This window comes from Pseudomonas sp. CYM-20-01, assembly GCF_023169845.1.
GTDB lineage: Bacteria > Pseudomonadota > Gammaproteobacteria > Pseudomonadales > Pseudomonadaceae > Aquipseudomonas > Aquipseudomonas azotoformans.
Map to the genome: position 1 here is coordinate 6,043,288 of NZ_AP025169.1, position 12,062 is coordinate 6,055,349.

Here is a 12,062-nt window from a genome sequence, read left to right on the forward strand (position 1 = left end):
CCTCGATTACGCGTCCGGTACGGCCTGGAACGGGGCTTCTTTATCCGTACGTTCTTTGTTGCCCCAGGCGGCGACGCCAACCTTGAGCGCATAGAACAGGATGCTGAACACCACGAACAGGAACAGCGCCGTCAGCGTTGCGTTGGTGTAGGCGTTGTAGATCACGTGCTGCATCTGGTCGATGCTCTTGGCCGGGGCCAGGATCTGGCCGTTGGCCAATGCATCGCTGTATTTCTTCGCCAGCGACAGGAAGCCGATCGCCGGGTTGGCGTCGAACAGCTTGATGAAGCCCGCGGTGGTGGTGCAGATCAGCAGCCAGACGGCCGGCAGCATGGTCACCCAGATGTAGCGTTGGCGCTTCATTTTGATCAGCACAACGGTAGCCAGCATCAGCGCGATACCCGCCAGCATCTGGTTGGAGATACCGAACAGCGGCCACAAGGTGTTGATACCACCCAGTGGGTCGATCACGCCCTGGTACAGCAGGTAACCCCACATCGCCACGCAACCGGCGGTTGCAATGAGGTTGGCGGTCCACGACTCGGTGCGTTTCAGCGCCGGCACGAAAGAGCCCAGCAGGTCCTGCAGCATGAAACGACCGGCACGGGTGCCCGCATCCACCGCCGTCAGGATGAACAGCGCTTCAAACAGGATCGCAAAGTGGTACCAGAACGCCATGGTGTTTTCACCCGGCAGTACGCTGTGCAGGATCTGTGCGATACCCACCGCCAAGGTCGGTGCGCCGCCGGCACGCGCCAGGATGGTGGTTTCGCCGATGTCATGGGCCACGGCTTGCAGCGCCTCAGGCGTGATCGAAAAACCCCAGCTGCTGACGGTTTGCGCCACGGCAACCACATCACCACCGACCACGGCGGCCGGGCTGTTCATGGCGAAATACACGCCCGGTTCGATCACCGAAGCGGCAACCATCGCCATGATGGCCACGAACGACTCCATCAACATGCCGCCGTAACCGATATAACGGGCGTTGGTTTCGTTATCCAGCAGCTTGGGCGTGGTGCCCGAAGAGATCAGCGCGTGGAAACCCGAGACCGCGCCACAGGCGATGGTAATGAACAGGAACGGGAACAGGCCGCCCTTCCACACCGGGCCGGTGCCGTCGATGAACTGGGTCAGGGCCGGCATTTTCAGCTCGGGCATGGTGACCAGGATGCCGATCGCCAGGGCGATGATGGTGCCGATTTTCAGGAAAGTGGAGAGGTAGTCACGCGGTGCCAGGATCAGCCACACCGGCAGGACGGCGGCGACGAAACCGTAGCCGATCAGCATCCAGGTAATTTGAATGCCGGTGAAGGTGAACGCTTTGGCCCAGACCGGATCAGCGGCAATCTGCCCGCCCAGCCAGATCGAACCCAGCAGCAACAGCACGCCGATGATCGAAATTTCACCGATGCGGCCCGGGCGGATGTAGCGCATGTAGATGCCCATGAACATCGCGATCGGGATGGTCGCCATCACCGTGAAGATGCCCCATGGGCTCTCGGCCAGGGCCTTGACCACGATCAGCGCCAGCACCGCGAGGATGATGATCATGATCAGGAAGCAGCCGAACAGCGCGATGGTCCCCGGGATGCGGCCCATCTCTTCGCGAACCATGTCCCCCAGGGAACGGCCATTGCGACGGGTGGACAGGAACAGGACCATGAAGTCCTGCACCGCACCGGCCAGCACCACGCCGGCAATCAGCCAGAGCGTGCCGGGCAGATAACCCATTTGCGCCGCCAGTACCGGGCCGACCAGCGGGCCTGCACCGGCAATCGCCGCAAAGTGGTGACCGAACAGGATGTGTTTGTTGGTCGGCACATAGTCCAGACCATCGTTGTTGAGCACTGCGGGGGTGGCCCGCCGTGGATCGAGCTGCATCACATTATTAGCGATGAACAGACTGTAGTAGCGGTACGCAACCAGATAGATGGCCACAGCAGCGACCACAATCCACAAGGCGTTGATCGCCTCGCCGCGGCGCAAGGCCACTACGCCCAGGGCGCACGCTCCTACGATTGCCAGCACCAGCCAGGGTAGGTGGCGTAGCAGGCTATTATTATTTTTCATTTTTGTATTCCAGCCAGGGTGGACAGAAAGGACAGCCATCCGGAGTTTAGCGCTACTGGACTTAAAGGCCACCCCCCTACGTTGGTCTAGAGCCTTCTGCGGACAAAAAAAGCAGAAAACCCGGGCCAATAATGACGCACGGCTACAATCCCCCTATCCCCGGAGGGTTTCACCATGACCGAGCAACCGTCTGACCGCCGTCGTTTCCGCCGCATCGCCTTTGATGCCAAGACCGAAATTCGGCAAAACGGCCGCGAATGGCCAGTGCAATTGGTGGATTTGTCGTTAAAGGGCCTGCTGGTGCAACGGCCGGAAGACTGGAAGGGCAACAAGGCGCTGCCGTTCGACGTCGACATCCGCCTGGATCCCAAGGCGCATATAAAGATGCAAGTGCGACTGACCCATGAGGATCCTGGGCAACTGGGTTTTGTGTGTCAGCACATCGACCTGGACTCGATCAGCCACTTGCGGCGGCTGATCGAGTTGAACCTGGGTGACGAGGATGAGCTGCACCGAGAGTTGGCCGCCTTGCTGGAAGTGTGACGACTCAGGGAAATGCCGTACGCGCCGGGAAGTCGCTTTCCGACTCCCAGAAGCCGGCTTTCTGAGTCGACGCAGCCTGCCAGAGGCCATCGGCAAAACGGTAGGTGGTGTAACGGGTGGCGAAGTCTTCGTCCCCATCACCGTCCATGAAGGACGACACTTGCAGCAATTCATCCGCCCCACCCGTGGTTGGCGTCGCCGCCTGCCAGGCGGCCTTGCCAGTCTGTGCCAGGGTCAGTGGCTTGATCTTGCCGTCGGTGCCTTTGTAGTCCATCGGTTTGAGTTGTTGCTTGGCGGGCATTAACAACTGCGTGGCCGGGCCGCTATAGCTACCCATCGGCGCGGTCTGGTCGATGACCAGGAAATACACCGTCTCCGGCAAGCCCTTGAGCGGGGCTTTCTTGACCTCGGCCAACGGGTAACCGAGGTCTTCATGGGCGATCACGTCGCCGGAGGCCGACACTAACCGGACCTGGGCTTCCAACAACGGTTTTTCCACCAGGTCGCCGGGCTCGTCGAACGAATCTTCGTCCAACCCGTTGCCCCAACTGTCCTTGTGCAACTGAGCGCTGATGCGTTGGTCTTCGAGCACCTGTAGAACGCTGCCGTCATCCGTTGCCAGCTTTTGCGCCAGACGATATCCGGCGGGCAACTCGGCCCACGCCAAAGCGGGCAACCCGGCCAAGGCGACAAACAGGGCGACTGCGCCCCAGCATTTCGATGGTTGCATGGCATTCATCCCTGATTTATTCGAACAGTGCATCTAGCGCCTGCTCCAGGCGCGTGACCCCAATAATTTTTATGCCTGGCGGCGACTCTTTCGGCGCATTGCCCTTGGGCACGATTGCGCGTTTGAAGCCATGCTTGGCCGCTTCTTTCAACCGTTCCTGACCACTCGGTACCGGGCGCACTTCGCCCGACAGGCCGACCTCGCCAAACACCAGCAGGTCGTGAGGCAGCGGTTTATTGCGCAAGCTCGACATGACCGCCGCCATCAACGCCAGGTCGGACGCCGTCTCCAGCACCTTGACCCCGCCCACCACGTTGAGGAACACATCCTGGTCATGGGTCGGAATGCCGCCATGCCGGTGCAATACCGCCAGCAACATTGCCAACCGGTTCTGATCCAGGCCCAGGGTCACGCGGCGCGGGTTGGCCAGGTGGCTGTCATCGACCAACGCCTGCACTTCCACCAGCATCGGGCGGGTGCCTTCCCACGTTGCCATCACCACACTGCCCGGGACTTCTTCCTGGGCACGCGTCAGAAAGATCGCCGACGGATTGGAGACCTCTTTCAGTCCCCGGTCGGTCATGGCGAACACGCCCAATTCGTTTACCGCCCCGAAGCGGTTCTTCACCGCCCGCAGCAAACGCAGGCGGCCATCCGATTCACCTTCGAAATACAGCACGGTGTCGACCATATGCTCCAGCACCCGAGGCCCGGCCAGCGCGCCTTCTTTGGTGACGTGGCCGACCAGGAAGATCGCCGTGCCGCTCTGCTTGGCATACCGCACCAGCAGCGCCGCGCTCTCGCGCACCTGGGACACGCCGCCCGGCGCCGATTGCAACTGCTCGGTGAAAATGGTCTGGATCGAGTCGATCACCATGACCTTGGGCTTTTCGATACGGGCCGTGGCAATGATGCTTTCGATGCAGGTTTCGGTCATGACCCGCAATTGGTCCTGGGGCAATCCCAAGCGGCGGGCGCGCATGGCCACTTGTTGCTGGGATTCCTCGCCGGTGACATACAGCGCCGGCATGCGGCTGGCGATGCTGCACAGGGTTTGCAGCAAAATCGTCGATTTGCCGATGCCCGGGTCACCGCCGATCAGCACCACCGAGCCGTCCACCAGGCCGCCGCCCAGCACGCGGTCCAACTCGCCGGATGCCGTGGAAAATCGCGGGATTTCTTCCACGCTGACTTCAGCCAGGGTCTTGATCTGCGCCTGCTGCCCGGTCCAGCCGGCACGGCCGGTGGGGGCCGCCGCACCGCCGCTCTCGATCATGGTTTCAGTCAGGGTGTTCCACGCACCGCACTCGGTGCACTGGCCGGCCCACTTGGGAAAGGTCGCGCCGCACTCCGTGCAGCCGTACATGCGCTTGGCCTTTGCCATTTGAGAACCTCCAACCGAAAAACCGCGATGATAGCTCAGCGCGACGCCGGGGTCCGGATTTCACCACTGGCCAAGCGTGAAGCACTGTTGCCGACCGGGTCCTCGGCGTTAAGGTCGGCACCTTTGGCCTTGAGTTCATCGAGCAGTTCGACACGCTTGAACAGCCCGGCGTACATGGCGGCGGTCTGTCCGGCACCGTTGCGCTGGTCGGGGTTGCAGTCGGTGGCCAGCAGGCGCTGGGCGATTTTCAGCTCGCCCTTGAAGATCGCGCCCATCAGCGCGGTGTTGCCGCGTTTGTCCTGCACGCAGGCGTCGGCACCGGCGTTGAGCAAGCGCTCCACGAACGGCCCCTGGCCGTGGTAGGCGGCGAGGATCAGCGCGGTGTAGCCCTTGTCGTCCTGGGTGTTGAGGCTATAACCGGCGTCGATGAAGGTGTTGAGCATGTCCAGGTCACCACGGCGGGCGGCGTCGAAGTAGTAGTCCTGCAACTGGGCCTTGAGCGCTACCGGGTCGGGAGTCTCGGCATGGGCGACAAAGGCCAGCATGGTCATCAGCAAACCGATAGAAATTCGCATGGTTTTTCTCCTGCCAGGGGTCGACGCCCGTATCGGGGCGCCGACCGTAACCAACGGATCAGTCGGTCAGTTTTTCCGCCAACGCCTTCACGCGCGCCAGGTCACCCTTGGCCACCTTGGCCACGCCGGTGCCGTATTCCGGGTCGGCTTTGTAGAGGAACGACAGGATGATGTGCTTGCTCTCGTCATCGGTGGTGGCCAGCGAGCCGCCGAAGTTTTCGATCAGGTCCTGACGCTCTTTCTTGCTGTAGGAGCGGTACAAGTCGCCTGCCTGCTTGAAGTTCTGCTCACGCTGGATCTTCGCCTGCTGGGTGCTGCCTGACAGCGCCGACTGGCTGTAGCGTGCGGTTTGCGGTTCTTCCCGTGGCAGCAGGCGGCTTGGCTGGTAGTTCACTCCGGTGGTGGTCTTGCCGAAGTTCATCGCGCCGTCCTGGTTGCCGTTGTTGACGGTCACCCGTGGCGCGTTGATCGGCAGTTGCAAGGCGTTGGCGCCCAGGCGGTACATCTGGGTATCGGCGTAGGAGAACACCCGGCCTTGCAGCAGGCGATCCTCCGACGGCTCGATGCCCGGCACCAGGTTGGCCGGGGCCATGGCCACTTGCTCGGTTTCCTGGAAAACGTTGGCCGGGTTGCGGTTCAGCACCATTTGTCCGACTTTGCGCTCGGGTACATCCGGCCAGATCTTGGTGGCGTCCAGCGGGTCGAAATCGAACTTGGCCAGGTCTTCAGGCTTGAGCACCTGCACGTACAGGTCCCACTTGGGGAAGTCGCCCTTGTTGATGTGGGTGACCAGGTCGTTGGTCATGTGGCTGTAGTCGCGGCCCTGCACTTCGGTGACCTGCTTGGGGTCGAGGTTCTTGATGCCTTGCAGGCTCTTCCAGTGGAACTTGACGTAGTGCACTTCACCCTTGGCGTTGATCAGCTTGTAGGCGTGCACGCCGTTGCCGTCCATCTCCCGGTAACTGGCCGGAGTGCCAGAGTCGGAGTACAGCTCGGTCAGCGTGCGGGTGGCTTCGGGCACGTGGGAGAAGAAGTCGAAGCGACGCGAGTCGTCATCCAGGTTGGTACGCGGGTCTGGCTTGAACGCGTGGACCATGTCCGGGAACTTGATGGCATCACGGATGAAGAATGTCGGGAAGTTGTTGCCCACCAAATCCCAATTGCCTTCGGCCGTATAGAACTTGGTGGCGAAACCGCGTGGGTCACGCAGGGTTTCCGGGGAGTGGTTGCCGTGGACCACAGCGGAGAAGCGCACGAACACCGGCGTCGCCTCGCCGGCCGCAAAGACCTTGGCCTTGGTCAGGTCGCTAAGGCCGTCAGTGACGGTGAAGGTGCCATGAGCGCCGGTGCCACGCGCGTGTACGACGCGCTCGGGGATGCGCTCGCGATCGAAACGCTGCAATTTCTGAATAAGCTGCACGTCCTGGAGCAGCACCGGGCCATTGGCGCCGGCGGTTTGCGAGTTCTGGTTGTCGCCGACGGCGGCACCGTTGTCGCGGGTCAGGTTGGCGGCGTGTACAGACAGGGAAAGCAGGCTGGCGGTCACCAGTACCAGCGCGGATCGGGCTGTAACAGGCCCGCGGCTCATTGGGTTGTTCATCGAGGTTTCCTCTGGTTTTTTTAGTGCACATTCAGTTGTGCTTGCCAGAGGCTAGTGACCCGCGAGTCAGAAGATAAATAGAAAAGCCGTACCAACCCGATTGATAAAATAATCTGGTAAGCGGCTGATTTGGCGAGTATTTCGCGCGCGATTGATGGCACTTTGCAAACTAATTGGGTTTTAATGTGTCGATAAAAGCTGACAGTGTTAGCGGTTGTTTCAGGCAAGCGCTCTACGACTGACTTACACTGGGTACCACCCTTCTCATCTGTAACAAGGAATAACCTATGGGCGTGATCAGTGAGTTCAAGGCCTTCGCGGTCAAAGGTAATGTGGTCGACATGGCCGTCGGTATTATCATCGGCGCCGCCTTCGGCAAAATTGTTTCCTCGTTTGTAGGCGATGTGGTTATGCCGCCCATTGGTCTGTTGATCGGGGGCGTGGACTTCGGTGACCTGGCGATAACGCTCAAGGCCGCCCAAGGCGATGTGCCTGCGGTGGTCCTGGCATACGGCAAGTTCATCCAGAGCGTCATCGACTTTGTGATCGTCGCGTTTGCGATTTTCATGGGTGTGAAGGTAATCAACCGCCTCAAGCGTGAAGAGGCCGTGGCACCAAGCCTGCCGCCGACGCCGACCAAGGAAGAAGTGTTGCTGGGTGAGATCCGCGATCTGCTCAAGGCACAGAACGACAAGCCGCTCTAATCGAGCCGGCATGAAAAAGGCGCCTGGTGTGAGGCGCCTTTTTTATTACCAGTAGTTTTCCACCGCCACCTGGCCAGGTCGACGGCTCAAGCTCAGGTTCATATCCCGCAGTTTGAGCAACTGGCGCGTGTCATCGACCATCTGCGGGTTGCCACAGATCAGCACACGGGAATGCTCCGGGGTCAGTTCGACGCCCGCCGCGCGTTCCAACTCGCCATTTTCGATCAGCGTGGTAATGCGGCCGTTCAACGCACCGGGGTGTTGTTCGCGGGTGACGATGGGGATGTAGGTGAACTTGTGCGCGTATTCGGCCAGGTACTCGCGTTCGCCCAACGTGTTGATCAGCGCTTGGTAAGCCAACTCTTTGGCTTCGCGTGCGCTGTACACCAGGATGATGCGTTCGAATTTCTCCCAGACCTCGAAGTCCTGCAGGATCGACAAAAACGGCGCCACCCCGGTGCCGGTGCCCAGCATCCACAGATCTCGGCCGTCGACGAAACGGTTCAAGGTCAGGAACCCCGTGGCCTGGCGCTCCACCATCAAGGTATCGCCCACACGCAGGCGGCTCAGTTCGCTGGTGAACTCACCGTCCGGGACGACAATCGAGAAGAAGTCCAAGTGTTCATCAAACGGCGAGGACACCAAGGAATACGCACGCCATACCGTGCTGCCATCTGCCTTGGTAACCCCCAGGCGCACAAACTGGCCCGCGGTAAAACGAAAGCCCGGGTCGCGGGTGGTGCGCAAGGTAAACAGGCTGGGGGTCAGCGATTGCACGTCGAGCAAGGTCTGGCGGGTAAATTTCTCAGCACTGGCCGTCATGGGGGGCTCCGTTCTACAGGTGCTCTAGTGTCGCTCAAAGTCACGTGCGGAAACACCTACGATAGGTAGTGGCATCACGCAAGCACACAGTGATGGCAACTTAATTGCACCTCCAATCAATTCGCTATTAGCCTTTTAAGGCGCTTCATAAATGCGCTGTTAGTTGATTGTTACAGCGGCTTCAAGCCACTCATAAATCGCGATTTTCCAACTTGCCACTTACTTAGCCAACTAACCTTCCTGCGGAAAAATTCTTAAAGCTTGCCACCCAAGAACGAAATTTTCCTCTCACCCTGTAGTCCGTGTCCTACACTGATTTTCGTGCAGCTATGGGGGTTAAGGACGTACCCCAAGTCACGGAGAATCCATGGAGATTTACCCATGCTTAACTGGCGCAATACACGGCTCCACACGCTGGAAGGCGAGAACGAGGTCACTAGCGTATTTGAGCTGACTGTCAATAAAACCTACGAACTCGGCTTCCAAAACTGTTCCTTCAAGATGAGTTCTCAACTCCCAAAGAGCCAAATCAAACCCATAGAATTTACAAACTATTCAAACGAATGGAAAAAACTGTACGACCAAGCGCATTACTTCGACGTAGACCCTGTGGTGAAGCATTGCAAGGAATCTGTATTACCCATTGTCTGGCAGGAGGAAACATTCAAAGATGTGCCCAGCCTTTGGTCTTTGGCCCAAACCTTAGGCGTACACAAGGCGATGACCATCAGCGTGCATGATTTCCGGGGTGCATTCAGCATGCTGACGTTGAGCCGTGGCAAGGGTGACATCAGCCCGGAAGAACTGTATGAAAAGGCGGCAATAGTGCTATGGCTCTGTCACGCGATGCATGCCGTAATGGTGCAGAAGTTTGCCGAGAAGGCCAGCCTCAACCCGGCCTGCAAATTGACCCCGCGGGAAACGGAAGTCCTCATGTGGTCTGGTAAGGGCAAGACGGCGGCAGATGTCGCCGCCATACTTTGTTTGTCCGAACGTACGGTGGGCTTTCACATTGCCAGTTCTCTCAAGAAACTGGGGGTCAACAACAAGATCGCTGCGGTGCTTCGCGCCGCGCAGTACGGGATTATTTAACCGGCCAAGAAACACCACATGTAATCCCGCTGAAATAAACGTAACATTTACCGCCCATTCTGAGTGCTGAGCCGCCCCGCCGGGGTATCGCCCGTAGTGCACTCAGACGGTTCGGCCGCCCGAGTCGAACACCCATTGTTTACCCAGAGCCTCCCCCGCCATGCCCCTGCTCGAAAGCCCCTTCGCCCAGCTCGATCTGATCCGCCAGCCAGAGCAACACAACGATCCGCTGCAAGCCTTCGATGCCGCCGACGAGTACCTGCTCAGCCATTTGGCCGAACAGCAGCCGGCCGCACACACCCGGGTGCTGGTGCTCAATGACAGCTTCGGCGCCCTTGCCGCCAGCCTTCAGGGCCAGGTGCAGGTGACCTCCAGTGGCGACTCGTTCCTGGCGGCACAAGGCCTGGAAAAAAACCTGGTGCGCAACGGCAAGGCGTTTGACGCTGTTCCGTTCATCGCGGCCAGCCACCTCCCCACCGGGCCGTTCGACCGGGTGCTGATCCGCGTACCCAAAACCCTCGCGCTGCTGGAAGAACAACTGATCCGCTTGCAAGGCCAACTGGCCCCAGGCGCCGAAGTGATCGCCGGGGCAATGATCAAGCATTTGCCACGGGCGGCGGGCGAGTTGCTGGAGCGTTACATTGGCCCGATGCACGCATCGCTCGCGGTAAAAAAAGCACGCCTGCTGATCGCCACCGCGCAAGACCGCCCCGTTTCCGTCTCGCCCTACCCCACCCGCTACGCCCTCGACGCACCGGCTATCGAGTTGCTGAACCACGCCAACGTGTTCTGCCGTGAAAGCCTGGACATCGGTACCCGCGCGTTCCTGCCCCACCTGCCGAAAAACCTGGGCAGCGCCCGCGTGGCGGACCTGGGGTGCGGCAACGGCGTACTGGCGATTGCCAGCGCCCTGCACAACCCCGAAGCACACTACACCTTGGTGGACGAGTCCTACATGGCCGTGCAGTCGGCGCTGGAGAACTGGCAGGCCGCCCTCGGCGAACGTGATGTGGTGGTGCGTGCCGCCGACGGCCTGGCCGGACAAGAGCCACAGTCCCTGGACGTGGTACTGTGCAACCCACCGTTCCACCAGCAGCAGGTGGTCGGTGATTTCCTCGCCTGGCGCATGTTCCAGCAGGCACGGGAAGCACTGGTGGTGGGCGGCGCCCTCTATATAGTCGGCAACCGACATTTGGGTTATCACACCAAGCTGGCACGCCTGTTCCGGGGTGTCGAGCAAGTCGCCACCACGCCGAAGTTCGTGATCCTCAAGGCGCGCAAATAAAAAAACCCTGCTTCTCTCGCAAAAAGCAGGGCTGGAAAGCCGGGCCGCAAAGCCCGGATCGGGATGTCAGTGGGTGGTCAGGCCGGCCGCATTCATAAACATGCGCATCAGGCTGGCCACGACGAACAGGGCCAGCACACTGCCAGTCCAGATCATCGCCAGCCACCCCAGGCGCCGCCACAATGGCTGCTTCTCGGCCTGTTCAATCTCGTGCAACGAAGGTTTGCCGGACATGGAACGACCCTCCTAGTGATAACCGTCTTCGTGGGTGACCTTGCCGCGGAACACGTAATAGCTCCAGAAGGTATAGCCCAGGATGAACGGGATAATGAACAGCGTACCCACCAGCATGAAGCCCTGGCTTTGCGGCGGCGCGGCAGCATCCCAAATTGAGACTGACGGCGGGATGATGTTCGGCCACAGGCTGATGCCCAAACCGCTGTAGCCCAGGAAGATCAGCACCAGCGTCAGCAGGAATGGCGTGTAGTGTGCGTTACGTGCCACCGCGCGGATCAACCCGTACATGGTCACCAGCACCAGGATCGGCACTGGCAGGAACCAGAACAGGTTTGGCAGGGTGAACCAGCGCGAGGCGATTTCCGGGTGCGTCAGCGGCGTCCAGATACTCACGATGCCGATCACCGCCAGCACCACGAAGGCCAATGGCCGCGCCAGGTTGTGCATTTTCTCCTGCAACGAGCCTTCGGTCTTCATGATCAGCCAGGTGCAGCCGAGCAACGCATAAGCCACGATCAGCGCCACGCCGCAGAACATCGTGAACGGCGTGAGCCAGTCCAGCGAACCGCCGGCAAACTGGCGATTCACCACTGGAATGCCATCGATGAACGCACCCAGCGCCACGCCCTGGAAGAACGTTGCCGCCAGCGAGCCGCCAATGAATGCCTTGTCCCACAGGTGACGCTTGTGGTCCTTGGCCTTGAAGCGGAATTCGAAGGCTACACCGCGGAAGATCAGCCCGATCAGCATCAGGATCAGCGGCAGGTACAGCGCCGACAGCACCACCGAATAGGCCAGCGGGAACGCACCGAACAACGCCGCGCCGCCCAGTACCAGCCAGGTTTCGTTACCGTCCCAGACCGGGGCCACGGTGTTCATCATCACATCACGATCGGTCTTGCCCGGGATAAACGGAAACAGGATGCCGATACCCAGGTCGAAACCGTCCATGACCACGTACATCATGATGCCGAAGATGATGATCACGGCCCAGATCAGCGGAAGATCAATACCCAT

12 protein-coding genes are annotated in these 12,062 nt (G+C 60.0%); 4 read left to right on the forward strand and 8 right to left on the reverse strand.

Annotated features, from left to right (window positions below; translation table 11 throughout):
* Nucleotides 1-6: 6 nt before the first annotated feature.
* Nucleotides 7-2,073, reverse strand: coding sequence for a carbon starvation CstA family protein (locus M2497_RS27495; protein ID WP_248484678.1), 2,067 nt, complete (start codon nucleotides 2,071-2,073; stop codon nucleotides 7-9).
* A 174-nt stretch (nucleotides 2,074-2,247) separates the two neighbouring features.
* On the opposite strand from M2497_RS27495, the gene M2497_RS27500 reads away from it, so the two are divergent.
* A complete protein-coding gene (locus M2497_RS27500; RefSeq protein WP_058427704.1) occupies nucleotides 2,248-2,616 on the forward strand; it encodes a PilZ domain-containing protein in 369 nt (122 codons plus the stop codon).
* A 4-nt stretch (nucleotides 2,617-2,620) separates the two neighbouring features.
* Here M2497_RS27500 and M2497_RS27505 read toward each other — a convergent pair whose 3' ends face one another.
* From M2497_RS27505 to katB, 4 genes are read right to left on the reverse strand one after another with little or no spacing between them, the layout of a single operon-like run.
* Nucleotides 2,621-3,346 carry a hypothetical protein gene (locus M2497_RS27505; RefSeq protein WP_248484681.1) on the reverse strand — a complete coding sequence of 242 codons (726 nt, stop codon included), beginning with the start codon at nucleotides 3,344-3,346 and terminating at the stop codon, nucleotides 2,621-2,623.
* A 16-nt stretch (nucleotides 3,347-3,362) separates the two neighbouring features.
* Nucleotides 3,363-4,730 carry a DNA repair protein RadA gene (gene radA, locus M2497_RS27510; RefSeq protein WP_058427705.1) on the reverse strand — a complete coding sequence of 456 codons (1,368 nt, stop codon included), beginning with the start codon at nucleotides 4,728-4,730 and terminating at the stop codon, nucleotides 3,363-3,365.
* Nucleotides 4,731-4,765: 35 nt separating this feature from the next.
* The gene (locus tag M2497_RS27515) at nucleotides 4,766-5,305 is read right to left on the reverse strand and encodes an ankyrin repeat domain-containing protein (protein WP_248484684.1); all 540 of its coding nucleotides are present in this window, start codon (nucleotides 5,303-5,305) and stop codon (nucleotides 4,766-4,768) included.
* 58 nt (nucleotides 5,306-5,363) lie between these two features.
* The gene (gene katB / locus M2497_RS27520; protein ID WP_058427707.1) at nucleotides 5,364-6,905 is read right to left on the reverse strand and encodes a catalase KatB; all 1,542 of its coding nucleotides are present in this window, start codon (nucleotides 6,903-6,905) and stop codon (nucleotides 5,364-5,366) included.
* Nucleotides 6,906-7,192: 287 nt separating this feature from the next.
* Between katB and mscL the strand changes: the two genes are divergently transcribed.
* Nucleotides 7,193-7,609, forward strand: a complete 417-nt coding sequence (gene mscL / locus M2497_RS27525) for a large-conductance mechanosensitive channel protein MscL (RefSeq protein ID WP_248484686.1) — start codon at nucleotides 7,193-7,195, stop codon at nucleotides 7,607-7,609.
* Between the two features lie 45 nt (nucleotides 7,610-7,654).
* On the opposite strand, the gene M2497_RS27530 is transcribed toward mscL, so the two are convergent.
* Complete coding sequence (locus M2497_RS27530; RefSeq protein WP_248484688.1) at nucleotides 7,655-8,431, reverse strand: ferredoxin--NADP reductase; 777 nt, start codon at nucleotides 8,429-8,431, stop codon at nucleotides 7,655-7,657.
* 381 nt (nucleotides 8,432-8,812) lie between these two features.
* Here M2497_RS27530 and M2497_RS27535 point away from each other — a divergent pair, with 381 nt between their 5' ends.
* Both M2497_RS27535 and M2497_RS27540 read left to right on the forward strand, forming a co-directional pair.
* On the forward strand, nucleotides 8,813-9,523 hold the full coding sequence (locus M2497_RS27535; RefSeq protein WP_248484690.1) for a LuxR family transcriptional regulator: 711 nt from the start codon (nucleotides 8,813-8,815) through the stop codon (nucleotides 9,521-9,523).
* Between the two features lie 160 nt (nucleotides 9,524-9,683).
* The gene (locus M2497_RS27540) at nucleotides 9,684-10,808 is read left to right on the forward strand and encodes a methyltransferase (RefSeq protein ID WP_248484692.1); all 1,125 of its coding nucleotides are present in this window, start codon (nucleotides 9,684-9,686) and stop codon (nucleotides 10,806-10,808) included.
* Between the two features lie 66 nt (nucleotides 10,809-10,874).
* On the opposite strand, the gene M2497_RS27545 is transcribed toward M2497_RS27540, so the two are convergent.
* Nucleotides 10,875-11,042 (reverse strand): DUF2474 domain-containing protein, encoded by a 168-nt coding sequence (locus M2497_RS27545; protein WP_010206690.1) that lies wholly within the window; start codon nucleotides 11,040-11,042, stop codon nucleotides 10,875-10,877.
* A 12-nt stretch (nucleotides 11,043-11,054) separates the two neighbouring features.
* Nucleotides 11,055-12,062 carry a cytochrome d ubiquinol oxidase subunit II gene (gene cydB / locus M2497_RS27550; RefSeq protein WP_058427711.1) on the reverse strand — a complete coding sequence of 336 codons (1,008 nt, stop codon included), beginning with the start codon at nucleotides 12,060-12,062 and terminating at the stop codon, nucleotides 11,055-11,057.

Coding starts and splice junctions, on each gene's coding strand:
- M2497_RS27495 (WP_248484678.1), bottom strand. CDS start 2,073: ATGAAAAATAATAATAGCCTGCTACGCCACCTACCCTGGCTGGTGCTG.
- M2497_RS27500 (WP_058427704.1), top strand. CDS start 2,248: ATGACCGAGCAACCGTCTGACCGCCGTCGTTTCCGCCGCATCGCCTTT.
- M2497_RS27505 (WP_248484681.1), bottom strand. CDS start 3,346: ATGCAACCATCGAAATGCTGGGGCGCAGTCGCCCTGTTTGTCGCCTTG.
- radA (WP_058427705.1), bottom strand. CDS start 4,730: ATGGCAAAGGCCAAGCGCATGTACGGCTGCACGGAGTGCGGCGCGACC.
- M2497_RS27515 (WP_248484684.1), bottom strand. CDS start 5,305: ATGCGAATTTCTATCGGTTTGCTGATGACCATGCTGGCCTTTGTCGCC.
- katB (WP_058427707.1), bottom strand. CDS start 6,905: ATGAACAACCCAATGAGCCGCGGGCCTGTTACAGCCCGATCCGCGCTG.
- mscL (WP_248484686.1), top strand. CDS start 7,193: ATGGGCGTGATCAGTGAGTTCAAGGCCTTCGCGGTCAAAGGTAATGTG.
- M2497_RS27530 (WP_248484688.1), bottom strand. CDS start 8,431: ATGACGGCCAGTGCTGAGAAATTTACCCGCCAGACCTTGCTCGACGTG.
- M2497_RS27535 (WP_248484690.1), top strand. CDS start 8,813: ATGCTTAACTGGCGCAATACACGGCTCCACACGCTGGAAGGCGAGAAC.
- M2497_RS27540 (WP_248484692.1), top strand. CDS start 9,684: ATGCCCCTGCTCGAAAGCCCCTTCGCCCAGCTCGATCTGATCCGCCAG.
- M2497_RS27545 (WP_010206690.1), bottom strand. CDS start 11,042: ATGTCCGGCAAACCTTCGTTGCACGAGATTGAACAGGCCGAGAAGCAG.
- cydB (WP_058427711.1), bottom strand. CDS start 12,062: ATGGGTATTGATCTTCCGCTGATCTGGGCCGTGATCATCATCTTCGGC.